Origin of the sequence: Pseudomonas sp. CAM1A, assembly GCF_047501685.1 — a bacterium.
Lineage (GTDB): Bacteria > Pseudomonadota > Gammaproteobacteria > Pseudomonadales > Pseudomonadaceae > Aquipseudomonas.
The window spans coordinates 1-25,588 of the sequence record NZ_JBFNXP010000004.1; the positions used below are offsets into that span (position 1 = coordinate 1).

Below are 25,588 nucleotides of genomic sequence, written 5' to 3' on the forward strand. Positions count from 1 at the left end.
AACTGCCTTTTTCACCGCTGCCGATCGTAAGACCGAAGCACCTCCGCAACCCTCTTAAACAATCAACTCATTGATATTCAAGGAGTTTTTCGTTCCGATGTCGCTGGAAGTGGGGCGCATTATAAGGGGATCTGAGAGGGCGTCAACCGCTAATTTCATAAAAATCAAAAAGATCGCGTCAGGTGCTTGCCGATACCCCGCCACCCCGACACCTAACCCCGCCACCTATATAAGCAGCGCTAAAACAAAAGCGGGGAGGCCTACCGGCCTCCCCGCTTCTATATAGCTACACCACAAGCCAATTACTCAGCCTTGAGACTAACCCGGGCGAACGCCTTCTTGCCCGCCTGGCATACGTGGGTCGCGCCAATCACAAACATGAAGTCACGATCGACCACCTCACCATCCACCTTGACCGCGCCTGCGCCGAGCAGATCCCGCGCCTGCGCCGAGTTCTTCACCAGGCCAGCCCGGTTCAGCACGGCGGCGATCGGCAGATCTTCAGCAGCGGCCACTTCGATCTCCGGCAGGTCTTCCGGCAGCTCGCCTTCCTTCATGCGGTTACCCGCAGCACGGTGCGCATTGGCCGCAGCCTCTTCACCATGGAAGCGCGCCACGATTTCCTCGGCCAGCTTGATCTTGATATCGCGCGGATTGGCACCGCTCTCGACATCCGCGCGGAACTGATCGATCTCTTCCATTGAACGGAAGCTCAGCAGCTCGAAGTAGCGCCACATCAAGGTGTCGGGAATCGACACAAGCTTGCTGTACATCACCCCAGGTGCTTCCTGGATGCCGACATAATTGCCCAGCGACTTGGACATCTTCTTCACGCCATCCAGCCCTTCAAGCAGCGGCATGGTGACGATGTTCTGCGCCTCCTGACCATAGGCGCGCTGCAGCTCACGCCCCATCAGCAGGTTGAACTTCTGGTCGGTGCCACCCAGCTCGACATCGGCCTTCAAGGCGACGGAGTCGTAACCCTGCACCAGCGGATAGAGGAACTCATGGATGGCGATCGGCTGGTTGGTGGTGTAGCGCTTGTCGAAGTCGTCGCGCTCGAGCATGCGCGCCACGGTGTACTGCGAGGCCAGGCGAATGAAGTCGGCAGGCGTGAGCGTGTCCATCCAGGTGGAGTTGAACGCCACCTCGGTCTTCGCCGGGTCGAGGATCTTGAAGACCTGCTGCTTATAGGTCTCGGCGTTGTCCAGCACCTGCTCGCGGGTCAGCGGTGGACGGGTGGCGCTCTTGCCGCTCGGGTCGCCGATCATGCCGGTGAAGTCGCCGATCAGGAAGATGACTTGATGCCCCAGTTCCTGGAACTGGCGCAGCTTGTTGATCAGCACCGTGTGCCCCAGGTGCAGGTCAGGCGCGGTTGGATCGAAGCCCGCCTTGATGCGCAGCGGTTGGCCGCGCTTGAGCTTCTCCACCAGTTCCGACTCGACCAATACCTCTTCCGCACCGCGCTTGATAAGCGCCAGCTGCTCTTCAACCGACTTCATAGACAGACCCGCAACGCTAGGATTCAAGGGGAGCCAACCATACAAGATCGGCCATCAAATACAAGTTTCGCAACGGATTGTGACCCGAACGGCGCACCGCAACGTCTACGCGCCCTTGCGCGAGAATGGATTTGGTTATATTTTATACAGTTATTTCATCTTCATCATGTCATTCATCTTTTCCATTTCACCTTTTTCAAAGTCACCTTATCTATGACCAACGAAACGCCTAAAGCGCCCCCGCTTTATCCGAAAAGCCATCTGTTGGCCGCCAGCGGCATCGCCGCCCTTCTCAGTCTGGCTTTGCTGGTGTTCCCCTCCAGCGAAGTGGAAGCCAAGAAAACCACCCTCAGCCTGGAGCTGGAAAGCCCGGCCGAACAGCTCAAGGACGAGTCCCGCGGCGCCCCGCTGGTACAGGCCGAGCAGAACAGCGACTCGCCCTTCGCCCAGATCGAAGGTGCAGAACCCGAAACCGCCAAGGCGGAACCCGCGCCAGCCCCTGCGGCCAAACCGGAGGACAAGGCCCCGGGTCACCGCGAAGTAGTCGTCAGCCGCGGTGATACGCTCTCGACCTTGTTCAACAAGGTCGGCCTGCCTGCCAACGTCGTTCACGACGTGCTGGCCAGCAACAAGCAGGCCAAGCAGTTCAGCCAGCTCAAGCATGGCCAGGTGCTGCAATTCGAACTGGACAAGGACGGCCAGCTGGCAAGCCTGCACAGCAAGGTCAGCAACCTCGAGACCATCCGCCTGAACCGCACCGACAAGGGCTTCGCCTTCGAGCGCGAGGTCAGCAAGCCGGTGGTGCGCACCGCCTACGCCCATGGCGTGATCAAGAGCTCGCTGTCCGCCTCGGCCCAGCGCGCCGGCCTGTCCCACAGCATGACCATGGACATGGCGCGCATCCTCGGCTACGACATCGATTTCGCCCAGGACATCCGCCCTGGCGACGAATTCGACGTGGTCTACGAGCAGAAGATGATGGACGGCAAGGTGGTCGGCACCGGCAACATCCTCTCCGCCCGTTTCACCAACCGCGGCAAGACCTACACCGCCGTGCGCTATACCAACAAGCAGGGCAACACCAACTACTACACCGCTGACGGCAACAGCCTGCGCAAGGCGTTCATCCGCACCCCGGTGGACTTCGCCCGCATCAGTTCGCGCTTCTCCGCCGGCCGCAAGCACCCGATCCTCAACAAGATCCGTGCGCACAAGGGCGTGGACTACGCCGCGCCACGCGGCACGCCGATCAAGGCTGCAGGCGACGGTCGCATCGAGCTCGCCGGCCGTCGTGGCGGCTACGGCAACACCGTGATCATCGCCCACGGTAACTCGTACAAGACGCTCTATGGCCATATGCAGGGCTTCGCCAAGGGCGTCAAGACCGGCTCCAGCGTCAAGCAGGGGCAGATAATCGGGTACATCGGCACCACCGGCCTGTCGACCGGCCCGCACCTGCACTACGAGTTCCAGGTCAATGGCGTGCACGTCGACCCGCTGAGCCAGAAGGTGCCGATGGCCGATCCGATTGCCAAGGCCGAGCGCCAGCGCTTCAACCAGCAGAGCCAGCCCCTGATTGCCCGTATGGATCAGGAAAAGGCCACTCTGCTCGCAGCCAACAAGCGCTGAGCCCATGGCGCTCTACCTGGGGGTGATGTCCGGGACCAGCCTCGATGGCCTGGACATCGCCCTGATCGAGCAAGACGAGCAGCTGCGGCTGCTCGCCACCCACTACATCCCCATGCCCGTCGACCTGCGCCAGGACCTGCTCGGCCTCTGCGCCAGCGGCCCCGACGAGATCGCGCGTGCCGCTCTGGCAGAGAACCGCTGGGCCACGCTGGCGGCCCAGGGCATCAATCACCTGCTGGCCACCCAGGGCCTGGCACCCGGCGCCATCCGCGCCATCGGCAGCCATGGCCAGACAGTGCGCCATGAGCCGGCCCGTGGCTTCACCGTGCAGATCGGCAACCCGGCCCTGCTGGCCGAACTCACCGGCATTTGCGTGGTGGGCGACTTCCGCCGCCGCGACGTGGCGGCAGGCGGCCAGGGTGCCCCCCTGGTACCGGCATTTCACGAAGCTTTGTTCGGCCATCTTGGCCACAGCCTGGCGATCCTCAACGTAGGCGGTTTCAGCAACCTCAGCCTGATCGAGCGGGACCAACCGGTGCATGGCTTCGACTGCGGGCCGGGCAATGTGCTGCTGGATGCCTGGATCGAGCGCAAGCAAGGCCAGGCCTTTGATGCCAATGGCGCCTGGGCGGCCAGCGGCTGCGTACAGCACGACCTGTTGAACGCGCTGCTGAGCGATCCGTTCTTCGCCGGCAGCGGCCCGAAGAGCACCGGGCGCGAGGTGTTCAACCTGCCGTGGCTGGATGCCCACCTTGCCCGGCTACCCGCTTATCGCGACGAAGACGTCCAAGCCACGCTGCTGGAGCTGACGGCCCACACCATCATCGACTCGCTACGCCAGGCTCAGTCAGGGACTGAAACCCTGCTGGTCTGCGGTGGTGGCGCCCGCAACGGCGCCCTGATGGCTCGCCTGGCCGCCCTGCTGCCTGGGGCGAAGGTTGCCAGCACCGCCGCGCATGGCATGGACCCCGACTGGGTGGAGGCCATGGCCTTCGCCTGGCTGGCCCATTGCTGCCTGGAAGGCATTCCCGCCAATCGGCCCAGTGTGACCGCCGCCAGAGGCCTGCGTATCCTCGGCGCGATCTACCCCGCCTGAATGCAAAACGCCGCGCAAATGCGCGGCGTTTTCATACCTGCCCCGATCAGATCGAGAACGACGAACCGCAACCGCAGGTGGTGGTGGCGTTCGGGTTCTTGATCACGAAGCGCGAACCTTCCAGACCTTCCTGGTAATCGACTTCAGCGCCGGCCAGGTACTGGTAGCTCATCGGGTCGACGACCAGCGCGACGCCTTCGCGCTCGACGATGGTGTCGTCATCGGCCACGTCTTCATCAAAGGTGAAACCATACTGGAAGCCCGAGCAGCCGCCACCGGTCACGAACACACGCAGCTTCAGCCGCTCGTTGCCCTCTTCGCTGACCAGGGTTTTCACCTTGTGCGCAGCCCCGGGAGTGAACTCCAAAGCCGTGGGGGTGAAAGTTTCGACGCTCATGTTGATTCTCCCGGCGCAGTGCCGCCATAAAACTCGATGGCGGGTATTATCCGCTTGTCCGAGAAAATCGGTCAAGAATTGTGCGGCTTTAGTCGCCCCCATGAAAAAGGCCCGCGCGAGGCGGGCCTTGGCGACATGCACTGGCTTACGGCAGCAGGCCCGCGTGGGACAGGCCCATGCGTTCATCCAGGCCGAACAGGATGTTGAGGTTCTGCACCGCCTGGCCCGACGCGCCCTTGACCAGGTTGTCGATCACCGACAGCACCACCACCAGGTCACCGCCCTGCGGCCGGTGCACGGCGATGCGGCAGACGTTGGCACCGCGCACGCTGCGGGTTTCCGGGTGGCTGCCAGCGGGCATCACGTCGACGAACGGTTCATTGGCATAGCGCTTCTCGAACAGCGCCTGCAGGTCGACCGAGGTATCGGCGACCGTCGCGTACAGGGTGGCATGAATGCCACGGATCATCGGCGTCAGGTGCGGCACGAAGGTCAGGCCGATGTCCTTGCCGGCTGCCTGGCGCAGGCCCTGGCTGATCTCCGGCAGGTGACGGTGCCCCTTGACCGCGTAAGCCTTCATGCTTTCACCAGCCTCGCAGAACAGCGAGCCCACAGCAGCGCCACGCCCGGCACCGCTGACGCCCGACTTGCAGTCGGCGATCAGGCGCGATGGATCGGCCAGGCCGGCTTCCAGCAATGGCAGCAAACCCAGCTGGGTTGCGGTCGGGTAGCAACCCGGCACCGCAATCAGGCGGGCTTGGCGGATCTTCTCGCGGTTCACCTCGGGCAGACCGTAGACGGCGTCCTTGAGCAGCTCAGGCGCGCCATGGGGCTGGCCGTACCACTTGCCCCACTCAGCGGCGTCCTGCAGGCGGAAGTCGGCGGACAGGTCGATGACCTTGGTGCCTGCCGCCAGCAGCTCACCCGCCAGGGCGTGGGCGACGCCGTGGGGCGTGGCGAAGAACACCACGTCGCAGGCCGCCAGGGCCTTGCTGTCCGGCACGCTGAATGCCAGGCCGTCGTAGTGGCCGCGCAGGTTCGGATACATGTCGGCAACCGCCACGCCCGCTTCGGATCGCGAAGTAATGACCGCCACTTCGGCCTGTGGGTGCTGCGCCAGCAGACGCAGCAGTTCGACACCGGTGTAACCCGTGCCGCCGACGATACCGACCTTGATCATGACGCTTGCCCCTTATCAACGAGACCACTGGAAAGCGCACGATAATAGGGGGCCGGGGCGCCTGTAACAACTCTTGGGATGACCCTTCGGCCCCTTGGCCTCTACTATCTGACGACCGTGAAAACCTGAAGGAACTCCCCATGCTCTATCTATGGATCAAGGCGCTGCATATCGTCAGCGTGGTCTGCTGGTTCGCCGGCCTGTTCTACCTGCCACGGCTGTTCGTCTATCACGCCCAGAGCCAGGACAGCATCAGCCTGGAACGCTTCATCACCATGGAGCGCAAACTGTACCGGGGCATCATGAACCCGGCGATGATCGCCACCTACGTATTCGGTGGCTGGATGCTGTACCTGAACCCCGGCTGGCTGAGCCAGGGCTGGCTGCACGCCAAGCTCACCCTGGTGGCACTGCTCACCGTCTACCATCACATGTGCGGCGCCCAGCGCAAACGCTTCGCCGCCGGCACCAACACCCGCAGCCATGTGTACTACCGCTGGTTCAACGAGGCTCCGGTGCTGATGCTGCTGGGCGTCGTAATTCTCGTGGTGGTCAAACCGTTCTGACGATATCCACCCGCCTACAGGAGTTTCGCCATGTCCCTGCCCGCCTCGCTCGAACAACGCCTGCGCTTGCCCCTGGTGGCGGCGCCGATGTTCCTGATCTCCAACCCCCGGCTGGTACTGGCCTGCTGTGCCAATGGCGTGGTGGGCAGCTTCCCGGCGCTGAACCAGCGTGACAGCGCGGGGTTCAAGGCCTGGCTGGAGGAGATCGAGGCCGGGCTGGCCGAACTGCAGGCGCCCGCTCCTTATGCGGTCAATCTCATCGTGCACCCGAGCAACCCGCGCCTGCAGGCCGACCTTGCACTGTGCGTCGAGCATCGGGTCCCCATCGTCATCACCAGCCTTGGCGCAGTGAAGGAGGTGGTCGATGCGGTGCACGGCTATGGCGGCCTGGTGTTCCACGACGTGACCACCCGCCGCCACGCCGAGAAGGCCGCAGAGGCAGGTGTCGACGGGCTGATCGCCGTGGCGGCCGGCGCCGGGGGCCATGCCGGCACCTGGAGCCCGTTCGCCCTGGTTGCGGAGATCCGCCAGTTCTTCGACAAGACCCTGCTACTGGCCGGCTGCCTCAACCATGGCCATGAACTGCTGGCCGCGCGATTGCTGGGGGCGGACCTGGGCTATATGGGCACACGCTTCATCGCCACCCGCGAGAGCCAGGCCCAGGACGCCTACAAACAGATGATCCTGGGCGCAGGTGCGGCCGATATCGTGCATACCCCGGCGGTGTCCGGTATCCCCGCCAGCTTCCTGCGCCAGAGCCTCGAGCAGGCCGGGTACGACCTGGCCGCGCTCAAGAGCAGCCACGAGACCGGCAAGCTCAAGCCGCTGGACGAGGAAGCCAAGGCCTGGAAGACCGTCTGGTCGGCCGGCCAGGGTGTCGGCGAAATCCATGACCTGCCCACTACCGCTGACCTGATCGGGCGCTTGCAAGGGGAATACCGGGCGGCCCTCGAACGCAGCCAGCAGCTGCGCAGCAACGCCTTGTAGCAAAACGGCCACGCTGTACACTAGGCGCCCCTTTCGCCCCAGGAGCCTTGCATGACCCGTTACGCCATGATCACCGGCGCTTCCAGCGGCCTGGGCCTGGCCCTGGCGGAGGCTCTGGCGCGGCGCGGGCGCAACCTGATCCTGGTGGCACGCCAGCGCGAAACGCTGGAGCCGGTAGCCATCGAACTCACCCAACGCTTTGGCGTGGAAGTACTGTTCCGTGCCTGCGACCTCAGCCAACCCTTGCGCCTGTCGGGCTTCGTCCTCGAGCTGGAGGAAGGCGAGCGACGCATCGACCTGTTGGTGAACTGCGCGGGGCAGCGCACCTATGGACCGTTCCTGGCCCATGAATGGGCCGATGAGCAGGACCTGCTCGAGGTCAACATCCTCGCGCTCAGTCGCCTGTGCCATGCCATCGGCAACCTGATGGCGATCCAGGGTGGCGGGCAGATCCTCAATGTCGCGGGCCTTGCCGGCGTCGCGCCCGGACCCTGGATGGCTGCCTACGCGGCCAGCAAGGCCTATGTGCTGAGTTTTTCCGAGGCATTGCGCGAAGAACTGAAGCGCACCGGGATCAAGGTCTCGGTGCTGTGCCCTGGGCCGGTGCGCTCAGCCAGACGTCGCATTCCCCGGCTGGAAGGCAACACCCGCTGCCTGAGCCCCGAGGAAATCGCCCTGTATGCGGTGCGCGCCCTGGACAAGAACCGCGCCCTGATCCTGCCCGGCAGGCGCAACCGCTGGCTGGCCTTCGCGCCGCGCCTGCTGCCACGCTGGCTGACGCGCAAGCTGGCCGGCGTTATCCATCGGCGCTACTGCCCGGTCGGCATGGAATAGCCACTGGGCGAGCAGCGTCGGGCTCAGTACACTCAGCCCCGACACTCACCATGGAGCACGTGCTGTGGACGATCTATTCCTCAAAATCATCAACCGGGAAATCCCGGCGGATATCATCTACGAAGATGACCAGATCCTGGCCTTCAAGGACATTGCCCCAGCGGCACCTGTGCATTTTCTGGTCATTCCGAAAAAACACATCCGCACCCTCAACGACCTGACCGAAGAGGACAAGGCCCTGGCCGGCCATATCCTGTTCACCGCCCAGCGCCTGGCCGTCGAGCAGGGTTGCGAGGAAGGCTTCCGCGTGGTCATGAACTGCAACCCGAAAGGCGGCCAGACCGTCTACCACATCCACATGCACGTGCTTGGCCAGCGCCAGATGCACTGGCCGCCGGGCTGATCCAAGGCAAGCCCGTCCAAGGGTATTGAGGTAGACTGTCGGGCATCACTTCAGCGGAGGTGCCCGATGGCTACCGAACGTCACTACTCGCCGCTCGACCGCTTGTTGCTGCAGGCCGATACCGCCATGCGCACCTTGCTGCCCTTCAGCGGCCAACCCGCCCGCCCCTCGCCGGCCATCGTCCAGCCGGACGCTGAGCTCGACGAGCAGCAGACCCGCCATATCGCCGGCCTCATGCGCATCAACCACACCGGCGAAGTCTGCGCCCAGGCGCTGTACCAGGGTCAGGCCCTGACCGCCAAGCTGCCCCAGGTGCGCAAGGCCATGGAGCATGCGGCGGAAGAAGAAATCGACCACCTGGCGTGGTGCGAGCAGCGCATTCGTCAGCTGAACAGCCACCCCAGCGTGCTCAATCCGGTGTTCTACGGCCTGTCGTTCGGCATCGGCGCCCTCGCCGGGCTGGTCAGCGACAAGGTCAGCCTGGGCTTCGTCGCCGCCACCGAGCATCAGGTGTGCAAGCACCTGGACGAACACCTGGAGCAGATCCCCGAGAACGACGGCAAGTCCCGCGCCATCCTCGAACAGATGCGCGTCGACGAGGAACACCACGCCGAGTCCGCGCTGGAAGCCGGCGGCTACCGTTTCCCGGCCCCCGTGCGCTTTGGCATGAGCCTGCTGGCCAAGGTCATGACCAAGAGCACCTACCGGATCTGAGGCACGCAGCATGGAACGTTTCGACGCCAGGGACCTGGCACGCGCAGTGAGCGCCGGTGTGCTGCAGCCGGGGCAGGACCAGGCCTTGCTGGCCTTCCTGCGCCAGCAGCCGGAAAGCCGCGCCAGCTTCCAGCTAGCCCATGCGGCGTTCTACTTTGGCGCACTCCTGATCATGGGGGCCATGGGCTGGCTGCTCACCGAGGCCTGGATGCGCATCGGCGACGGCGCACTGTTGGCCATCGCCCTGCTCTACATCGCCGGGATCACCTTGTTCGCCCTGTCGCTGCAACGACGCAACCAGCCTGTCGCCGCCGGCGTGCTGGCCGCCGTGGCGGTCAGCATCGTGCCGCTGGCGGTGTTCGCCATCGAGCGCCTGGCAGGCTGGTGGCCGCTGGACGACGCCCAGGGCAACTACCACCAGTACTACACCTACGTGCAGGGTGGCTGGTTGGCAATGGAGGCGGCGACGGTACTGGCCGGGCTGCTGATGCTTCGCCTGATTCCCTTCCCTTTCATCGTCATGCCGATCGCGGTGGCCCTGTGGTTCATGTCCATGGACCTGAGCGAGTGGTTCCATGGCGACCTGTTCAGCTGGGAGCAACGGCGCACGGTCTCGCTGTGGTTCGGCCTGGGCCTGCTGCTGGTATTCCTGGTGATCGACGGACGCACCCGCCGAGACTACGCCTTCTGGGGCTATCTCGCCGGCCTTTCGGCGTTCTGGGGCGGGCTGACGCTGATGGACAGCGGCAGCGAGTGGGGCAAGGCGCTGTGCTGCCTGATCAACCTGGGGCTGATGGGCCTGGCCATCCTGCTGCGTCGCCCCGTGTTCATGGTGTTCGGGGCGATGGGGGTGGCGGCCTATCTGGGGTATCTGTCCTACGAGGTGTTCGCCGATTCGCTGTTGTTCCCGGTGGTACTCAGCTTGATCGGCCTGGGTGTGATCGCCTTGGGCGTGCTCTACCAGAAACGCCGCGAGGCAATGAGCGAGCAGCTTCGAGCAAGATTGCCCGCCGGCCTGTTGCAGTGGCTGCCAGCGCTGCGTCGTTGATCGTGCGATTGGCAATGACCCGATTGCTGCAGAGCCTGGCGCTGGCCCTGGTCGCCTACCTGTTCGTCTGCCTGATGCTCGCCAGCGTCGGGCAAGGTCCTTTCAGCCTGGAACTGCCAACGCTCACCGACCCCGAAAGCAACAGCACCGTCGAACTGTTGCTGGGTACATTACCCGGGCAATTGCTGTTCCTGCTGCTCGGTGGCTTTGTTGTCAGCCGCCGGTTGCTGGTCGGCATGTTCGTATTGGCCGGCATAATCACGGCGTGGCTGCAGTGCGCGCTGTTTGCCGAGCACTTCGGCACCACCTGGAGCAACCTTGAAATCCTCATGTTGCTCGGCTTGAATACGCCGTGGCTGTTGCTCGCGCTGGTCCCCGGGCTGGTGTTGCTGCTGGTCGCGGAACGCCTGCGCCAGCAAAGCGCCTGATAGTCAGGCGCCAGGGGCTTTCAACCGAGCTCGACGATTTCGTAACCGTGGGTGATCTCCACACCGGCACGCTCGAGCATGATCGACGCCGAGCAGTACTTCTCGGCCGACAGTTCCACTGCGCGCTTGACCTGTGCCTCTTTCAGCCCTCGCCCTTTGACCACAAAGTTCATGTGGATCTTGGTGAACACCTTCGGGTCTTCACCGGCACGCTCGGCTTCGAGGAAGGCTTCGCAGCTTTCCACGGCCTGGCGGGATTTCTTGAGGATGCTGACCACGTCGAAGCTGCTGCAGCCGCCGAGGCCCAGCAGGAGCATTTCCATCGGGCGCACGCCCAGGTTGCGGCCTCCGGCTTCAGGTGGGCCGTCCATGACCACCACATGGCCACTTCCCGATTCGCCGAGGAACATCGCTTCACCGGCCCACTGGATGCGTGCCTTCATCTATCCGGACTCCCGATCTCGTAAAAGGGTGTCAGCTTAGACCTTGCGAGGCTGTCGGAAAAGCTCAAGCCGTGTCGCTTTTGTGCCGATTCAAGTTGAAGTGTCTGATAAGCTGGCGCCAAATGACTGGCGCATGCTGCCAGGCGCCTCTATAAAAAGCCAATGCGTCGCATCGAACAGGATTTCGTGATGGTCTCCTCAGCCCTGCCACCCAAGATCAAGAACATCGACAAGCTGCTGGCCCATTGCCAACGCCGTCGCTACGCCGCCAAGAGCAATATCATCTGTGCCGGCGACCGGGCTGAAACCCTGTCGTTCATCATCAAGGGTTCAGTGACCATCCTGATCGAGGACGACGACGGCCACGAGATGATCATCGCCTACCTCAACAGCGGCGATTTCTTCGGCGAGCTGGGGCTGTTCGAACCCGCTGGCCAGGAACATCAGCGCAGCGCCTGGGTGCGCGCCAAGACCGAATGCGAAGTGGCCGAGATCGGTTACGACAAGTTCCGTGAACTGGTACGCCTGGAGCCGGACATCCTCTACGCCCTGGGCAGCCAGATGGCCCAGCGCCTGCGCAACACCACGCGCAAGGTCGGCGACCTGGCGTTTTTCGATGTCACCGGACGGGTGGCCCGCTGCCTGCTCGACCTGTGCAAGCAACCCGACGCCATGACCCACCCCGATGGCATGCAGATCAAGATCACCCGCCAGGAGATCGGTCGTATCGTCGGTTGTTCGCGGGAGATGGTCGGCCGCGTCCTCAAGGACCTCGAGGAGCGCAGCCTGGTGCAGGTCAAGGGCAAGACCATGGTGGTCTACGGCACCCGTTAGGCTCTGTACGAAATGTAACTGCACTCGCCCATACTACGTTGAAACGGGGCTCGGAATGCTCATGTACTCCAGTACAGTCGGGCGCGACCCCGGCCGTTCCTCCCCCCGTTTCGCCTTGTCTGGCCTTCGCGCAGACACATTTCATACAGACCCTAATCCTGCGGCAGTGCTGCCAGCACTTGCCCGTAAGCCTGGCTCAGGCGCTCGAACCAGGGAGCGGCAGGCGCCACCTCGTGCAGGGCGATATGGCTGTCGGCGCGGCAACGCTGGTCCAGCGCGCAGCATTCATTGAAGCGGTTGACTGCCGCGACCATCGATTCGCGTTCGTTGTCCAGCAACAGCGCGCCATGCACCAGCACCACCGGGCGCTTGCCACCCAGCCCCTGGCGCCAGCGCTGGGCCGTGCCGACCAGCTTGCGGCCATTGAGGTTGACGTTGTAGCGGCCATCGCAGAAGGCGCCGTCGATCTCCCCTACCGAGGCTACACCGCCCCATTCGCGCAGGACATCGCACAGCGGCAGGCACAGACGCTCGTAGGCGTTCTCGATGCGGCCGTGGTCACCCTCGCTGCGCGGCGCGGCATAGACCAGTGCCACGTTCACGGTTGCGTGGGATTGCGGCACCGGCTCGCCACCGGTTTCACGCAGCAACACCGGCCAACCAGCAATCGCCAGTTCGGCGCAGGCGGCCTCGAAGTTGTCCAGGCGGCTCATCCGCCGAGGCATTACCAGGGCATGGTCGGTCGGGCGCCAGAACAGCACGCCGGATTCGCGCTCGCCGCGGCAAACGGCGGCCAGCAGATCTTGTTCGGCGTGCAGGCCCTGTTCGACGGTGAGGGCCAGGGGTTGATCGGTCATTGATCCACCTTTGATGTGAGGTCTACCGGCCTCATCGCGGGGCAAGCCCGCTCCCATGCTGGGACGGTGCCGCAATGAGGCCCTCGAATACGAAAAAGCCGGCAAAAACGCCGGCTTTCGGTTCGATCAGTCCAGTTGCTGAACGGTCTTCTTCACCTGTTCGGGGAAGAACAGCCGCTGCAGCTCCAGCCCCGGCTGCTCGGCGCGCATGAATGCCTCGCCAACCAGGAACGAGTACACCTCGTTGATTTCCATCAGCTCGACATCGACACGGTTGAGGATGCCGCTCTCGGTGATGGCCAGGCGATCGCGGGGGATGCGCGGCAGCAGGTCGAGGGTAGTCTCCAGGCTGACTTCGAAGGTATGCAGGTTGCGGTTGTTGACCCCGACCAACGGTGTGTCGAGGGTCTTCAACGCACGCTCCAGCTCATCGCCGTCATGCACTTCGACCAGCACGTCGAGGCCGACGTCCTTGGCCGTGGCCGCCAGCTCGGCCATTTTCACGTCGTCCAGCGCTGACACGATCAACAGCACGCAGTCGGCACCCAGGGCGCGGGCCTCGACGATCTGATAAGGATCGACCATGAAGTCCTTGCGGATCACCGGCAGCGAAACGGCGGCACGCGCCTGCTGCAGGTAGACGTCGGCGCCCTGGAAGTAGTCCACGTCGGTCAGCACCGACAGGCAGGTCGCGCCACCCTTCTCGTAGCTGACGGCAATTTCAGCCGGCACGAAGTTTTCGCGGATCACGCCCTTGCTCGGCGAAGCCTTCTTGATTTCGGCGATGACCGCCGGCTGCTTGCGCTTGGCTTGCTCGATCAGGGCATTGGCAAAGCCACGCGGGGCATCGGCCGCCTTGGCCAGGCGCTCCAGTTCACCCAGGCTGACCCGCGCACTGCGCTCGGCCACTTCCTGGAACTTGCGGGCGATGATCCTTTCCAGCACCGTCGGTACGCTCATGCTTCGTTCTCCACCTTGAATACCGCGGTAAAGGCGCCCAGCTCCTGCAGTTTCTCCCAGGCCAGCCCGGTGTGCAGCACATCGTGGGCCAGCTCGACACCCTGGGCCAGGGTCATCGCGTGATCAGCGGCATACAGCGCCGCGCCAGCGTTGAGCACGATCATCTCGGCGGCCTTCTGGCCGTTCTCGGTCTTGCGCCGGCCCAGGGCATCGCGGATCAGTTCCAGCGAGGCCTGCGGGCCCTCGACCGCCAGGCCATGGAGGCTCTGGCTCTTCATGCCGAGGTCTTCCGGCTCGACCCAGTACTCGGTGATCTGGTCATTTTTCAATTCGGCGACGAAGGTCGGCGCGGCCAGGCTGAACTCGTCCAGGCCGTCCTTCGAGTGCACCACCAGCACATGCTTGCTGCCCATGCGGTGCAGCACTTCGGCCAATGGGCGGCACAGGGCCTGGGTGAACACGCCGACCACCTGGTGCTTCACACCGGCCGGATTCGTAAGCGGGCCGAGCATGTTGAACAGGGTGCGCAGGCCCAGGTCACGACGCGGGCCAGCCGCGTGCTTCATGGCACTGTGGTGGGTCTGGGCGAACATGAAGCCGATGCCGAGGCTGTCGATGCAGCGGGCAACCTGGACCGGCGTCAGGTTCAGGTAGATACCGGCGGCTTCCAGCAGGTCGGCGCTGCCGCTCTTGCCGGAAACGGCGCGGTTGCCGTGCTTGGCCACCGTGCAGCCCGCAGCCGCCAGCACGAAGGCCGAGGCGGTGGACACGTTGAAGATGTTGGCACCATCGCCCCCGGTGCCGACGATGTCGACCACGCCGTCGAGGGTCTTGAGCTCGACCTTGTCGGCCAGCTCACGCATCACCGACACCGCGCCGACGATCTCGTCGATGCTCTCGCTCTTCATGCGCATGCCCATGAGGAAGGCGCCGATCTGCGCCTCGCTGCACTGGCCGGTCATGATCTGGCGCATGACGTCGCGCATTTCCTCGGTAGACAGGTCCAGGTGGCCGACAATGCGGCTCAAAGCGGTCTTGATTTCCATGATCGGTCCTTAACGGCGTCCGCCGGTCTGCTTGAGGAAGTTGGCGAACAGCTCGTGTCCCTGCTCGGTGAGGATGGATTCAGGGTGGAACTGTACCCCCTCCACGTTCAGGGTTTTATGACGCAGGCCCATGATCTCGTCGACGGAGCCGTCTTCATGCGCGGTCCAGGCGGTCACTTCCAGGCAGTCGGGCAACGTGTCGCGCTTGACCACCAGCGAGTGGTAGCGGGTCACGGTGAGCGGGTTGTTCAAGCCAGCGAACACTCCCAGGTCACGATGAAACACCGGGCTGGTCTTGCCATGCATCACCTGACGGGCACGCACCACGTCACCGCCATAGGCCTGGCCGATGGACTGGTGGCCGAGGCACACGCCGAGGATTGGCAGCTTGCCGGCAAAATGCAGGATGGCCTCGATGGACACACCGGCCTCGCTCGGCGTGCAGGGGCCCGGGGATACGACGATGCGCTCGGGGTTCAGGGCTTCGATCTGGGCGATTGTCAATTCGTCATTGCGAATGACCTTGACCTCGGCACCCAGCTCGCCGAGGTACTGCACGACGTTGTAGGTGAAGGAGTCGTAATTGTCGATCATCAGTAACATCTGGAGCGAACCTCTTGAATACTGACTTTTGATTCGAGCCTTCCCTGCTGCCATGGGCGCGGGAAAATTCCGCGGTGAGCGGCGGTTAAAGCGAAGGGAAGGCAAACAGGAGCGGGCCGGGCATGCCGGCAAGAGATAAAGTCAGGCGCGCCAACGCCAACGGGCGACGGCCTTGATAACGCGCATCAAGAGTTTGCTGACGATCAACACGGGGTAGGTCTCGTTCATACGTCAGGGCACAGTAGCCTACCGGGGCGACGGGCGCAATACGCCCGTAAACACGGGGAAACCAATGCAATGGTGGGCGAAGACCGGCGATTTGCTAAGGTCATGCGGCTTGCTTCGATAAAAACAACGAAAAGGATATCCATGCATGCGCAAGACTCCCTTCCTGTACTCCGCCCTCGGCATCCTCGCCCTGGCTTGCAGCCAGGCGATGGCCGGCCCCTCCCCTTATTCATCGCTCATCGTCTTTGGCGACAGCCTCAGCGATGCCGGGCAGTTTCCCGACCTGACCGGCGGCACGCCAGGCATGCGCTTCACCAACCGCGATGCCGATGGCAACTACGCGCCCGTCTCGCCGATGATCCTGGGGGGCAGGCTGGGCTTTTCGGGAACGGCCCTGGGACCCTCGACATCACTCACCAACCAGCTGCAAGGCACGCCCGACGGCAACAACTGGGCCGTCGGCGGCTACACCACCCAGCAGATCCTCGACTCGATCAGCGACACTTCGAAAGCCGTCATCCCGCCCGGGCGGCCAGGCGCGGGGGTGGTCCTGCGCGAGCGTGACGGTTACCTGGCCAACGGCCTGCGCGCCGACCCCAATGCCCTGTACTACCTGACCGGTGGCGGCAACGACTTCCTCCAGGGCCTGGTCAACAGCCCCGCCACCGCGGCCGCAGCTGGCGCCCGCCTGGCGGCCAGCGCTCAGGCGCTGCAACAGGGCGGAGCGCGCTACATCATGGTCTGGCTGCTGCCAGACCTGGGACAGACACCGAACTTCAGCGGCACGCCCCAGCAAGGGCCGCTGTCGCAACTGTCCAGCGTGTTCAACCAGTCGCTGGTCAGCCAGCTCGGGCAGATCGACGCCGAGATCATCCCGCTCAACATCCCCACCTTGCTGCAGGAGGCCCTCGCCAGCCCTGCCCAGTTCGGCCTGGCCGCCGACCAGAACCTGGTCGGTACCTGCTACAGCGGCGACGGCTGCGTGGGCAACCCGGTCTACGGGGAGAACGGCACTACCCCGGACCCGACCCGGCTGCTGTTCAACGACTCGGTGCACCCGACCATCGCCGGCCAGCAGTTGATCGCCGACTATGCCTATTCGATCCTGGCCGCGCCGTGGGAGCTGACCCTGCTCCCGGAAATCGCCCACGCCAGTATCCGCGCCCACCAGGATGAACTGCGCAATCAGTGGCAGACACCCTGGCAGGCCGTCGGTCAATGGCAGGCCTTCGTCGCCACCGGCGCACAGGACCTGGACTTCGGCAGCCAGCGCAGCGCCGCCAGTGGTGACGGGCGCGGCTACAACCTGACCCTCGGCGGCAGCTACCGGCTCGACGACGCCTGGCGCGTGGGGCTGGCGGCCGGTGTGTACCGGCAAAAGCTCGAGGCGGGCCAGGATGACTCGGACTACAAGCTCGACAGCTACCTGGCCAGCGCCTTCGCCCAGTTCCGCCAGGATCGCTGGTGGGCCGACGCGGCATTGACCGCTGGGCACCTGGACTACCGCGACCTCAAGCGCACCTTCGCCCTGGGCGTGAACGACCGCAGCGAGAAAGGCGACAGCGATGGCGAGGCCTGGGCCGTCACCGGCCGGGTGGGCTACAACCTGGCGCCCGAGAGCAGCCACTGGCAACTGGCGCCGTTCATCAGTGCCGACTATGCGCGGGTCAAGGTCGATGGCTACGACGAGAAGAGCGGCCGTTCCACGGCACTCGGTTTCGACGACCAGGAACGTACATCACGCCGGCTCGGAGCCGGCCTGCTGGGGAGCGTGCAGGTGCTGCCGACGACGAAGCTATTTGCCGAGGTGGCCCGCGAGCATGAGTTCGAGGATGACCAGCAGGACTTGCGCATGCACCTGACCAGCCTGCCAGCAAACGACTTCACCCTCACCGGCTACACACCGCACAGCAACCTGACGCGGGCCAGCCTGGGGGTGAGCCATGAACTGGTGCCGGGGCTGAACCTGCGGGGGAACTACAACTGGCGCAAGAGCGATGAGTTGCGCCAGCAGGGAGTGAGCGTGGCGCTGAGCCTGAACTTCTGAGTTGTCGGGGGCCGCGTTGCGGCCCCGATCAATTTACTTGGAGGTTTGCTCGGCCAACGCCACCGCGCGGAACATCGCCCGACGCTTGTTGATGGTCTCTTCCCATTCCAGCGCCGGCACCGAGTCGGCGACAATGCCGCCACCGGCCTGCACATGCAGTTCGCCGTCCTTGATCACCGCGGTGCGGATGGCGATGGCGGTATCCATGTTGCCGTTCCAGGCAAAATAGCCCACCGCACCACCGTAGACACCGCGCTTGACCGGTTCGAGCTCGTCAATGATTTCCATCGCGCGGATCTTCGGCGCACCCGACAGGGTGCCGGCCGGCAGGATCGCCCGTAGTGCGTCCATGGCGGTCAGGCCTTCCCGCAGCTGACCAGTGACGTTGGACACGATGTGCATGACGTTCGAGTAACGCTCGATCACCATCTTCTCGGTCAGGCGCACACTGCCGGTGGACGATACACGGCCCACGTCGTTGCGACCCAGGTCGATCAGCATCAGGTGCTCGGCGATTTCCTTGTCATCCGACAGCAGGTCGTCTTCCAGGGCCCGGTCGGCTTCTTCGGTGGCGCCACGCGGGCGGGTACCGGCGATCGGGCGCACGGTCACCAGGTTGTCTTCGACCCGCACCAGCACTTCCGGCGAGCTGCCGACCACATGGAAGTCGCCGAAATTGAAGAAGTACATGTACGGCGTGGGGTTGAAGCAACGCAGCGCCCGGTAAAGGTCGATGGGCGCGGCCTTGAAGTCGATGGACATGCGCTGGGATGGCACCACCTGCATGCAGTCGCCGGCCAGGATGTATTCCTTGATCCGGCCCACCGCGCTTTCGTAGTCGTCACGGGTGTAGCTGGAGCGGAACTCGGGCTCGGCCGCCTGCGGCCCGCTCAAGTCCAGGCCGCGGCGCGGGGTGATCGGCTGACGGAGGGTGTCCAGCAAACCTTGCAAGCGGGCCTGGCCCTGCTCGAACGCTTGTTCTTCGGCCGGATCGACCAGCACGATCGCATGCATCTTGCCGGCCAGGTTGTCGAACACCACCACCGCGTCGGAGACCATCAGCAGGATATCCGGCACACCCAGCGGATCGGGGTTCGGGCTGGCGCCCAGGCGTTTTTCCACATAGCGCACGCAGTCGTAGCCGAAGTAACCGACCAGGCCACCGTTGAAGCGCGGCAAGCCTGGGATATCAGCGACCTTGTAACGGTCCTTGAACGCCTCTACGAAAGCCAACGGGTCTTCGACGTCGTGGCTTTCCACCTCGACCCCATCCTGCAGGATGATTACATGGTAGCCATGCACACGCATGACGGTGCGCGACGGCAAGCCGATCATCGAGTAGCGGCCCCATTTCTCGCCACCTTGCACGGACTCGAGCAGGTAGGAGTTGGGCTGGTCAGCCAGTTTCAGGTAGATCGACAGCGGCGTGTCGAAGTCAGCCAGGGTTTCGCAGGCCAGGGGGATGCGGTTGTAGCCGGCAGCAGCCAGGCGCAGGAATTCTTCGCGGGTCATGTGTAGCCTCGGGGCAAGCAGCAATGGGGTCGGGCAAACGGATGTACCGGCAGGCGCCGGCGGGCGGGAGTCAGGCGCGCCAGCGCCAGCGGGCCAGGGCCTTGATGACTTTCATCCAGAATTTGCCAGTAACCACCACGTCGTTGTCTCTGCTTTGCGGGGCTTGAAGGTCCGCCAACGTTATCCCAGTGTCGGTGACTAAGCAACCGGGCAGCAGCAGGCGCAGGTCGCTGAGCACCAGGCTGGGCGACTCCTCGTCGATGGGGCGGCCATGGTTGTAGCCATAGCTCAGGCCGACGCACTGCACCCCCGCGGCCTTGGCGGCCAGCACATCGCTGCGCGAGTCGCCGACGAACAGCGCCTGCTCGGCGCTGACGCCGGCCATTTTCATGACAAACAGCAGTGCTGCCGGATCGGGTTTCTTCTGTGGCAGGGTGTCGCCGCCGATGATCCAGCGGAAGTAGCGCCCGATCTTCATCTGGTCGAGCAAAGGGGCAACGAAGCGCTCGGGCTTGTTGGTGATCAGCGCCATTTCCACACCCTGCTTGCGCAACCAGCGCAGGGTGTCGCGCACGCCGGGGTAGACCACGGTGAGTTCATGGTTGTCGGCATAGGCCTCCATGAACAGCGCCAGCGCGCGCTCGGCCAGCTCGTCATCCACCGCGGCGTGATCGATACCGCCGGCCAGGGCCCGGCGCACCAGCACCTGGGCGCCGTTGCCGACCCAGTGGCGCACGGCCTCCAGGCCTGCAGGCGGTCGCCCGAGTTCGAGCAGCGTGCGGTCGACGGCTGCGGCCAGGTCGGGTACTGAATCGATCAGGGTGCCATCCAGATCGAACATCACCAGCCTGGGCAGTGTCCCCGGGAACAGCTGCTCGAAGCCGCTCATGCGCGTGCCAGCGCCATTTCAGCACGCATCTTGTCGATGACTTCCTTGTAGTCCGGGGCATTGAAGATCGCCGAGCCGGCGACGAAGGTGTCAGCGCCGGCGGCGGTGATCTCGCGGATGTTGTTGACGTTTACGCCACCATCGATCTCCAGGCGAATATCGCGGCCGCTGGCGTCGATCAGGGCGCGGGCCTCGCGCAGCTTGTCGAGGGTGCCGGGGATGAACTTCTGCCCGCCGAAGCCTGGGTTGACACTCATCAGCAGGACCATGTCGATCTTGTCCATCACATACTTCAGCGCATCCAGGCTAGTAGCCGGGTTGAACACCAGGCCGGCCTTGCAGCCGCCGTCCTTGATCAGTTGCAGCGAACGGTCGATGTGCTGCGTGGCTTCCGGGTGGAAGGTGATGTAGGTGGCGCCGGCTTCGATGAAGTCGCCGATGATGCGGTCGACCGGGCTGACCATCAGGTGCACGTCGATGGGCGCGGTCACGCCGTACTTGCGCAGGGCGCTGCAGACCATCGGGCCGATGGTCAGGTTGGGCACGTAGTGGTTGTCCATGACATCGAAGTGGACGATGTCGGCCCCGGCGGCCAGGACCTTGTCGACGTCCTCGCCCAGGCGGGCGAAATCGGCGGACAGAATGGAGGGGGCAATAGCGTAGGGCTGCATGGCGCACCTGTTGGGCAGAATCACGGTGGCGCGCATTGTAACTCAGGGAAACGGATCGGGGCTGATTGGTATCAACGCCGGCGCAGCAGATGGTCGAACGGATGGCGTGGGAGCGGGCTTGCCCCGCGATTGCGATCATGAATTCGGCATGCCATCGCGGGGCAAGCCCGCTCCCACGTCACCCGCGTCGAAGATTCAACCTGGCTGCTGGGTCCTCAGTTTCTCACTGCGCCCACGCAGCCACTCCAGGGTCAGCAGCAGGATCACCGAGAAGGCGATCAACAAGGTGGCCGCAGCAGCGATGGTCGGACTGAGGTTTTCGCGGATGCCGCTGAACATCTGCCGTGGCAGGGTCGCCTGCTCGGGCCCGGCGAGGAACAGCGTCACCACCACCTCATCGAACGACGTGGCGAAGGCGAACAGCGCCCCGGAGATCACCCCGGGGGCGATCAACGGCAAGGTCACCCGACGGAAGGCCAGCAATGGCGAGGCCCCGAGGCTCGCCGCCGCGCGTACCAGGTTGTAGTTGAAACCCTGCAGCGTCGCCGACACAGTGATGATCACGAACGGCACACCCAGCACCGCATGCACCAGGATCAGCGAGGTGAAGCTGTTACCCATGCCCAACGGCGCGAAGAACAGGTAGCTGGCCACGCCGATGATCACCACCGGCACCACCATCGGCGAGATCACCAGCGCCATCACCAGCGACTTGCCGGGGAAGTCGCCACGGGTCAGGCCGATGGCCGCCAGGGTGCCGAACACCATGGCCAGCAGCGTGGCCGCCGGGGCGACGATGATGCTGTTCTTCAGGGCGCGCATCCATTCGGCGGAGGCGAAGAAGTCCTGGTACCAGTGCAACGAGAAGCCTTGCAGCGGATAGACCAGGAAGCTCCCGCTGTTGAACGACAGCGGGATGATCACCAGCACCGGCAACACCAGAAACAGCAGGATCAAGCCGCACAAGATGCGCAGGCTGTAGAACCACACCCGCTCCACGGGCGACATGTAAGGGCTCAGCATGACAAGGCTCCTCAGCTCAGGCGCAGGCGGCTGGCGCCGACCAGCCAGCTATAGATCAGGTACAGCAGCACGGTAGCCAGCAGCAACAGCCCGCCCAGGGCGGTGGCCATGCCCCAGTTGATGCTGGTGTTGGTGTAGAAGGCGACGAAGTAGCTGACCATCTGGTCGTTCGGGCTGCCCAGCAGCGCCGGGGTGATGTAGTAGCCGATGGCCAGGATGAACACCAGCAGGCAACCGGCGCCGACACCGGCATAGGTCTGTGGGAAGTACACCCGCCAGAAACTGGCGAACGGGTGGCAACCGAGGGAGATCGCCGCCCGCATGTAGCTGGGCGAGATACCTTTCATCACGCTGTACAGCGGCAGGATCATGAACGGCAACAGGATGTGCACCATGGAGATGTACACGCCGGTACGGTTGAACACCAGCTCCAGCGGCTGGTCGATGATGCCCATGGCCATCAGCGCACTGTTGATCAATCCGCCTGACTGCAGCAGCACGATCCAGGCCGCCACCCGCACCAGGATGGAGGTCCAGAACGGCAGCAGCACCAGGATCATCAGCAGGTTGCTCTGCCGGGTCGGCAGGTTGGCCAGCAGGTAGGCCAACGGGTAAGCCAGCACCAGGCAGATGGCGGTGATCACCACGCCCATCCACAAGGTGCGGGCAAAGATATCGAGGTAGATAGCTTGGTCCGGCGTGGCCTTGGCCAGTTCGCCAAGGTCGTCGATACGGTGATCGACAGAGGCCAGCAGATAGAAAGAGGTAACCGTGCTGGTGTTGCGACGGATCGCCTGCCAGTAGGCAGGATCGCCCCAACGCTCGTCGAGCGTCTGCAAGGCTTCTTTATAGGAGGCCGGTTCGGCCTTGAACGGCAGCGCCCGCGCAGTCTTGGCCAACAGGCTGCGGTAGCCGGCCAGCTCCATGTTCAGGCGCTTGGAAAGGTCACCCAGGGTCTGGTTCTTGCGAGACTCGGCCAGGTCCTGGCTCAGGGCCTTGTAGACCTCCTCGCCCGGCAGGCTCTTGCCATCCCACTGCGCCACTGCCTCGACGGTGCGCGGCAGGCCGGCAACCACCTCGGGGTTGCCGACGCTCTTGTACAACAGCGCCGCGATCGGCACCAGGAACACCAGCAGGAGAAACAGCGCCAGCGGCGCGATCAACGCCTGGGCCTTCCAGCGGTTGACCCGCTCGGCATGCTTGAGGCGCTGCTTGAGGCTTTTACCCGCGCCTTCGTTGAGGGGCACTGCAATGGCCATGGCGAACTCCGCGATACAGGCTGAAATAAGGGCTGCTGCGCAGCCCATCGCCGGCAAGCCGGCTCCCACAAGTACGGCACTGGTTTCATGGGAGCCGGCTTGCCGGCGATGAAGGCTCCAGGTGGCTTACTTCTTCGCCGCCCAGGCGTTGAAGCGTTGCTCCAGCTGTTCGCTGTTGTCGGCCCAGAAGGCCACGTCGATCTGCACCTGGTTGGCGATGTTCTCAGGCGTGGTCGGCATGTCCTTTTTCACCGCATCGGCCAGCAGCGGGACGGCCTTGGAATTGGCCGGGCCGTAGGCGATGTTCTCGGAGTAGGTCTTCTGCTGTTCGGGCTGGACGGTGTAGGCGATGAATTTCTTCGCCTCTTCCACATCCTTGGCGCCTTTCGGGATGGCCCAGGCGTCGAAGTCGTAGATGCCGCCGTTCCACACCACCTTGAGGTTGCTTTCCTTTTGCACCGCGGCGATACGGCCGTTGTAGGCCGAGCTCATGACCACGTCACCCGAGGCCAGGTACTGCGGCGGCTGGGCGCCGGCTTCCCACCACTGGATGCTCGGCTTGAGTTCGTCGAGTTTCTTGAAGGCGCGGTCCTGGCCTTCCTTGGTGCCGAGCACCTTGTACACTTCTTTCGGCGCGACGCCGTCGGCCATCAGGGCGAACTCGAGGGTGTACTTGGCGCCCTTGCGCAGGCCGCGCTTGCCCGGGAATTGCTTCGTGTCCCAGAAATCGGCCCAGCTGGTGGGCGCGGTCTTGAGCTTGTCGGCGTTGTAGGCCAGCACCGTCGACCACACGAAGAAACCGACGCCGCATGGTTGAATCGCGCCCGGCACGTAGTCGCCCTCGTTACCGAACAGGGCCGGGTCGAGTTCCTCGAACATGCCTTCGTCGCACCCACGGGCCAGCTCTGGCGATTCGACTTCCACAAGGTTCCAGGACACGCTCTTGGTGTCGACCATGGCCTTCACCTTGGCCATCTCGCCGTTGTACTCCCCGGCGACGATCTTACCCTTACGCGCCTTTTCCCATGGCTCGTAGAACGCCTTGGTCTGGGCCGCCTTGTTGGCGCCACCGAAGGAAATCACGGTCAGGTCGGCCGCCATGGCCTGGCCGGCGGCGCACAGGCCAAGGGCCAGGACGGTCAGTTTCAACTGCTTGCGCATTATTATTCTCTCCACAGTTCAGGGTTGGTGAAGCAAACCATCAATGGGCTTCGGCAATCGGATCGAGCGCGCGGGCGTGCTCCACTTCCCAGCCCAGCGGTACCACGTCGCCCACAGCCAGGGCCGGGTCGAGCTCGGCGATCGGCTGCTTGACGAAGAAATCAGCCTTGCCACAGACCTCCAGGCGCACCCGCACGTGGTCGCCCAGGTAGATGAACTCGGCGACACGACCGGAGAAGCGGTTGACGCAGTTCTCGCTGTGGCCGTTCAGGCGTACCCGCTCGGGGCGGATCGACAGCGTCACCGGGTCACCGGCCTGGCCGACATTCACCGCCAGCGCATCGACCCGCTCGCCACGGGCCAGTTGCACCTGGCAACGATTACCGTCACTGGCCAGCAGCGTCCCGTTGATACGGTTGTTCTCACCGATGAAGTTGGCGACGAAGGTGTTGCAAGGCTCTTCGTAGAGAGTGCGCGGGTCGGCGATCTGCTGGATCTCGCCCTGGTGGAACACCGCCACCCGGTCGGACATGGTCAGTGCTTCGCCCTGGTCGTGGGTCACGTAGACCACGGTCACGCCCAGGCGCTGGTGGATATGCTTGATCTCCATCTGCATGTGTTCACGCAATTGTTTATCGAGGGCGCCAAGCGGTTCGTCCATCAGCACCAGCTGTGGCTCGAACACCAGGGCGCGGGCCAGCGCCACGCGCTGCTGCTGGCCACCGGAAAGCTGGCCGGGATAGCGCTTGGCGAAGGCATCGAGCTGGACCATGCCGAGCACGCGCTTGACCCGCTCGCTGACGTCGGTCTTGCTGAGGTTGCGCACGGTCAGCGGGAAGGCCAGGTTCTCGGCCACGGTCATGTGCGGGAACAGGGCGTAGTTCTGGAACACCATGCCGATATCGCGCTTGTGCGGCGGCACATTGTTGATCGAGCGCCCGGCCAGTTGGATCTCACCGGCGGTGGGGGTCTCGAAACCTGCCAGCATCATCAGGCTGGTGGTCTTGCCCGAACCGGAAGGGCCGAGCAGGGTCAGGAACTCGCCCTTGCGGATGTCCAGGTTGAGGTCCTTGACGATCAGCGATTCGCCGTCGTAGCTCTTCTGCACACCTCGGAAGCTGACCAGCGTCTCGTTCGAATTCGCCTCGCTCATGCCCTGCACCTTCTTGTTGGAATGACTGCGTAGGCCAAGCGTAGAAGAGGTGCAGGCGCCCGGAAATCGGGGGGGCTGAGAGAATGTCCTCATCCGGATGGAAGAATTGCTGTAGGGA

At 64.0% G+C, this 25,588-nt stretch carries 26 protein-coding genes; 11 read left to right on the plus strand and 15 right to left on the minus strand.

The genetic code is table 11. The features are described 5' to 3' along the window. Positions 1-302 precede the first annotated feature (302 nt). Positions 303-1,502 (minus strand): tyrosine--tRNA ligase, encoded by a 1,200-nt coding sequence (gene tyrS, locus ABZO33_RS12890; protein WP_414536351.1) that lies wholly within the window; start codon positions 1,500-1,502, stop codon positions 303-305. A 213-nt stretch (positions 1,503-1,715) separates the two neighbouring features. On the opposite strand from tyrS, the gene ABZO33_RS12895 reads away from it, so the two are divergent. Continuing rightward, positions 1,716-3,131, plus strand: a complete 1,416-nt coding sequence (locus ABZO33_RS12895) for a peptidoglycan DD-metalloendopeptidase family protein (protein WP_414536352.1) — start codon at positions 1,716-1,718, stop codon at positions 3,129-3,131. A 4-nt stretch (positions 3,132-3,135) separates the two neighbouring features. Next, positions 3,136-4,227: an anhydro-N-acetylmuramic acid kinase gene (locus tag ABZO33_RS12900; protein WP_414536353.1), complete on the plus strand. Its 1,092-nt coding sequence runs from the start codon at positions 3,136-3,138 to the stop codon at positions 4,225-4,227. 46 nt (positions 4,228-4,273) lie between these two features. On the opposite strand, the gene erpA is transcribed toward ABZO33_RS12900, so the two are convergent. Both erpA and argC read right to left on the minus strand, forming a co-directional pair. Beyond that, a complete protein-coding gene (gene erpA / locus ABZO33_RS12905; RefSeq protein WP_050703544.1) occupies positions 4,274-4,624 on the minus strand; it encodes an iron-sulfur cluster insertion protein ErpA in 351 nt (116 codons plus the stop codon). A gap of 145 nt (positions 4,625-4,769) precedes the next feature. Then, positions 4,770-5,804 carry an N-acetyl-gamma-glutamyl-phosphate reductase gene (gene argC / locus ABZO33_RS12910; protein WP_028689001.1) on the minus strand — a complete coding sequence of 345 codons (1,035 nt, stop codon included), beginning with the start codon at positions 5,802-5,804 and terminating at the stop codon, positions 4,770-4,772. 140 nt (positions 5,805-5,944) lie between these two features. On the opposite strand from argC, the gene hemJ reads away from it, so the two are divergent. The 7 genes from hemJ (at position 5,945) to ABZO33_RS12945 (ending at position 10,784) form a co-directional block, all read left to right on the plus strand. After that, positions 5,945-6,370, plus strand: a complete 426-nt coding sequence (hemJ, locus tag ABZO33_RS12915) for a protoporphyrinogen oxidase HemJ (protein ID WP_028689002.1) — start codon at positions 5,945-5,947, stop codon at positions 6,368-6,370. Between the two features lie 30 nt (positions 6,371-6,400). Next, positions 6,401-7,357, plus strand: coding sequence for an NAD(P)H-dependent flavin oxidoreductase (locus ABZO33_RS12920; RefSeq protein ID WP_414536354.1), 957 nt, complete (start codon positions 6,401-6,403; stop codon positions 7,355-7,357). 51 nt (positions 7,358-7,408) lie between these two features. Next, positions 7,409-8,191 (plus strand): SDR family NAD(P)-dependent oxidoreductase, encoded by a 783-nt coding sequence (locus ABZO33_RS12925; RefSeq protein WP_414536355.1) that lies wholly within the window; start codon positions 7,409-7,411, stop codon positions 8,189-8,191. A gap of 64 nt (positions 8,192-8,255) precedes the next feature. Continuing rightward, positions 8,256-8,594 carry a histidine triad nucleotide-binding protein gene (locus tag ABZO33_RS12930; protein WP_011531867.1) on the plus strand — a complete coding sequence of 113 codons (339 nt, stop codon included), beginning with the start codon at positions 8,256-8,258 and terminating at the stop codon, positions 8,592-8,594. Positions 8,595-8,660: 66 nt separating this feature from the next. After that, entirely contained in the window at positions 8,661-9,308 is a 648-nt protein-coding gene (coq7, locus tag ABZO33_RS12935) for a 2-polyprenyl-3-methyl-6-methoxy-1,4-benzoquinone monooxygenase (RefSeq protein WP_330104992.1), read from the plus strand. Positions 9,309-9,318: 10 nt separating this feature from the next. Then, positions 9,319-10,356, plus strand: coding sequence for a DUF2157 domain-containing protein (locus ABZO33_RS12940; RefSeq protein WP_414536356.1), 1,038 nt, complete (start codon positions 9,319-9,321; stop codon positions 10,354-10,356). A 14-nt stretch (positions 10,357-10,370) separates the two neighbouring features. After that, positions 10,371-10,784 carry a hypothetical protein gene (locus ABZO33_RS12945; RefSeq protein WP_414536357.1) on the plus strand — a complete coding sequence of 138 codons (414 nt, stop codon included), beginning with the start codon at positions 10,371-10,373 and terminating at the stop codon, positions 10,782-10,784. 20 nt (positions 10,785-10,804) lie between these two features. On the opposite strand, the gene ABZO33_RS12950 is transcribed toward ABZO33_RS12945, so the two are convergent. Then, the gene (locus ABZO33_RS12950; RefSeq protein WP_023532673.1) at positions 10,805-11,227 is read right to left on the minus strand and encodes an OsmC family protein; all 423 of its coding nucleotides are present in this window, start codon (positions 11,225-11,227) and stop codon (positions 10,805-10,807) included. Positions 11,228-11,416: 189 nt separating this feature from the next. Between ABZO33_RS12950 and crp the strand changes: the two genes are divergently transcribed. Continuing rightward, complete coding sequence (crp, locus tag ABZO33_RS12955; protein ID WP_414536358.1) at positions 11,417-12,061, plus strand: cAMP-activated global transcriptional regulator CRP; 645 nt, start codon at positions 11,417-11,419, stop codon at positions 12,059-12,061. Between the two features lie 152 nt (positions 12,062-12,213). Here crp and ABZO33_RS12960 read toward each other — a convergent pair whose 3' ends face one another. The 4 genes from ABZO33_RS12960 to ABZO33_RS12975 form a co-directional block, all read right to left on the minus strand. Beyond that, positions 12,214-12,918: a biotin/lipoate A/B protein ligase family protein gene (locus tag ABZO33_RS12960; RefSeq protein WP_414536359.1), complete on the minus strand. Its 705-nt coding sequence runs from the start codon at positions 12,916-12,918 to the stop codon at positions 12,214-12,216. A gap of 126 nt (positions 12,919-13,044) precedes the next feature. After that, on the minus strand, positions 13,045-13,878 hold the full coding sequence (gene trpC, locus ABZO33_RS12965; RefSeq protein ID WP_414536360.1) for an indole-3-glycerol phosphate synthase TrpC: 834 nt from the start codon (positions 13,876-13,878) through the stop codon (positions 13,045-13,047). After that, on the minus strand, positions 13,875-14,924 hold the full coding sequence (gene trpD / locus ABZO33_RS12970; protein ID WP_414536361.1) for an anthranilate phosphoribosyltransferase: 1,050 nt from the start codon (positions 14,922-14,924) through the stop codon (positions 13,875-13,877). The genes trpC and trpD overlap by 4 nt, the downstream gene beginning before the upstream one ends. A gap of 9 nt (positions 14,925-14,933) precedes the next feature. Continuing rightward, a complete protein-coding gene (locus ABZO33_RS12975) occupies positions 14,934-15,527 on the minus strand; it encodes an aminodeoxychorismate/anthranilate synthase component II (protein ID WP_414536362.1) in 594 nt (197 codons plus the stop codon). A 373-nt stretch (positions 15,528-15,900) separates the two neighbouring features. On the opposite strand from ABZO33_RS12975, the gene estP reads away from it, so the two are divergent. Beyond that, positions 15,901-17,802: an esterase EstP gene (gene estP / locus ABZO33_RS12980; protein WP_414536363.1), complete on the plus strand. Its 1,902-nt coding sequence runs from the start codon at positions 15,901-15,903 to the stop codon at positions 17,800-17,802. Positions 17,803-17,835: 33 nt separating this feature from the next. On the opposite strand, the gene trpE is transcribed toward estP, so the two are convergent. The 7 genes from trpE to ABZO33_RS13015 all read right to left on the minus strand — a co-directional run bounded on the left by trpE (position 17,836) and on the right by ABZO33_RS13015 (position 25,470). Then, the gene (gene trpE / locus ABZO33_RS12985) at positions 17,836-19,314 is read right to left on the minus strand and encodes an anthranilate synthase component I (RefSeq protein ID WP_414536364.1); all 1,479 of its coding nucleotides are present in this window, start codon (positions 19,312-19,314) and stop codon (positions 17,836-17,838) included. A 70-nt stretch (positions 19,315-19,384) separates the two neighbouring features. Then, positions 19,385-20,203, minus strand: a complete 819-nt coding sequence (locus ABZO33_RS12990) for a phosphoglycolate phosphatase (protein ID WP_023630656.1) — start codon at positions 20,201-20,203, stop codon at positions 19,385-19,387. Continuing rightward, positions 20,200-20,874 (minus strand): ribulose-phosphate 3-epimerase, encoded by a 675-nt coding sequence (gene rpe, locus ABZO33_RS12995; protein ID WP_102685224.1) that lies wholly within the window; start codon positions 20,872-20,874, stop codon positions 20,200-20,202. Before rpe ends, ABZO33_RS12990 begins: the two co-directional genes overlap by 4 nt. Positions 20,875-21,069: 195 nt before the next feature. Continuing rightward, positions 21,070-21,897, minus strand: coding sequence for an ABC transporter permease (locus tag ABZO33_RS13000; RefSeq protein ID WP_023630658.1), 828 nt, complete (start codon positions 21,895-21,897; stop codon positions 21,070-21,072). Between the two features lie 11 nt (positions 21,898-21,908). Then, the gene (locus ABZO33_RS13005; RefSeq protein ID WP_414536365.1) at positions 21,909-23,156 is read right to left on the minus strand and encodes an ABC transporter permease; all 1,248 of its coding nucleotides are present in this window, start codon (positions 23,154-23,156) and stop codon (positions 21,909-21,911) included. A gap of 126 nt (positions 23,157-23,282) precedes the next feature. Beyond that, on the minus strand, positions 23,283-24,317 hold the full coding sequence (locus ABZO33_RS13010; RefSeq protein ID WP_414536366.1) for an ABC transporter substrate-binding protein: 1,035 nt from the start codon (positions 24,315-24,317) through the stop codon (positions 23,283-23,285). 40 nt (positions 24,318-24,357) lie between these two features. Then, on the minus strand, positions 24,358-25,470 hold the full coding sequence (locus ABZO33_RS13015; RefSeq protein WP_046857370.1) for an ABC transporter ATP-binding protein: 1,113 nt from the start codon (positions 25,468-25,470) through the stop codon (positions 24,358-24,360). Positions 25,471-25,588 lie beyond the last annotated feature (118 nt).

Coding starts and splice junctions, on each gene's coding strand:
- tyrS (WP_414536351.1), bottom strand. CDS start 1,502: ATGAAGTCGGTTGAAGAGCAGCTGGCGCTTATCAAGCGCGGTGCGGAA.
- ABZO33_RS12895 (WP_414536352.1), top strand. CDS start 1,716: ATGACCAACGAAACGCCTAAAGCGCCCCCGCTTTATCCGAAAAGCCAT.
- ABZO33_RS12900 (WP_414536353.1), top strand. CDS start 3,136: ATGGCGCTCTACCTGGGGGTGATGTCCGGGACCAGCCTCGATGGCCTG.
- erpA (WP_050703544.1), bottom strand. CDS start 4,624: ATGAGCGTCGAAACTTTCACCCCCACGGCTTTGGAGTTCACTCCCGGG.
- argC (WP_028689001.1), bottom strand. CDS start 5,804: ATGATCAAGGTCGGTATCGTCGGCGGCACGGGTTACACCGGTGTCGAA.
- hemJ (WP_028689002.1), top strand. CDS start 5,945: ATGCTCTATCTATGGATCAAGGCGCTGCATATCGTCAGCGTGGTCTGC.
- ABZO33_RS12920 (WP_414536354.1), top strand. CDS start 6,401: ATGTCCCTGCCCGCCTCGCTCGAACAACGCCTGCGCTTGCCCCTGGTG.
- ABZO33_RS12925 (WP_414536355.1), top strand. CDS start 7,409: ATGACCCGTTACGCCATGATCACCGGCGCTTCCAGCGGCCTGGGCCTG.
- coq7 (WP_330104992.1), top strand. CDS start 8,661: ATGGCTACCGAACGTCACTACTCGCCGCTCGACCGCTTGTTGCTGCAG.
- ABZO33_RS12940 (WP_414536356.1), top strand. CDS start 9,319: ATGGAACGTTTCGACGCCAGGGACCTGGCACGCGCAGTGAGCGCCGGT.
- ABZO33_RS12945 (WP_414536357.1), top strand. CDS start 10,371: ATGACCCGATTGCTGCAGAGCCTGGCGCTGGCCCTGGTCGCCTACCTG.
- ABZO33_RS12950 (WP_023532673.1), bottom strand. CDS start 11,227: ATGAAGGCACGCATCCAGTGGGCCGGTGAAGCGATGTTCCTCGGCGAA.
- crp (WP_414536358.1), top strand. CDS start 11,417: ATGGTCTCCTCAGCCCTGCCACCCAAGATCAAGAACATCGACAAGCTG.
- ABZO33_RS12960 (WP_414536359.1), bottom strand. CDS start 12,918: ATGACCGATCAACCCCTGGCCCTCACCGTCGAACAGGGCCTGCACGCC.
- trpC (WP_414536360.1), bottom strand. CDS start 13,878: ATGAGCGTACCGACGGTGCTGGAAAGGATCATCGCCCGCAAGTTCCAG.
- trpD (WP_414536361.1), bottom strand. CDS start 14,924: ATGGAAATCAAGACCGCTTTGAGCCGCATTGTCGGCCACCTGGACCTG.
- ABZO33_RS12975 (WP_414536362.1), bottom strand. CDS start 15,527: ATGTTACTGATGATCGACAATTACGACTCCTTCACCTACAACGTCGTG.
- estP (WP_414536363.1), top strand. CDS start 15,901: ATGCGCAAGACTCCCTTCCTGTACTCCGCCCTCGGCATCCTCGCCCTG.
- trpE (WP_414536364.1), bottom strand. CDS start 19,314: ATGACCCGCGAAGAATTCCTGCGCCTGGCTGCTGCCGGCTACAACCGC.
- ABZO33_RS12990 (WP_023630656.1), bottom strand. CDS start 20,203: ATGAGCGGCTTCGAGCAGCTGTTCCCGGGGACACTGCCCAGGCTGGTG.
- rpe (WP_102685224.1), bottom strand. CDS start 20,874: ATGCAGCCCTACGCTATTGCCCCCTCCATTCTGTCCGCCGATTTCGCC.
- ABZO33_RS13000 (WP_023630658.1), bottom strand. CDS start 21,897: ATGCTGAGCCCTTACATGTCGCCCGTGGAGCGGGTGTGGTTCTACAGC.
- ABZO33_RS13005 (WP_414536365.1), bottom strand. CDS start 23,156: ATGGCCATTGCAGTGCCCCTCAACGAAGGCGCGGGTAAAAGCCTCAAG.
- ABZO33_RS13010 (WP_414536366.1), bottom strand. CDS start 24,317: ATGCGCAAGCAGTTGAAACTGACCGTCCTGGCCCTTGGCCTGTGCGCC.
- ABZO33_RS13015 (WP_046857370.1), bottom strand. CDS start 25,470: ATGAGCGAGGCGAATTCGAACGAGACGCTGGTCAGCTTCCGAGGTGTG.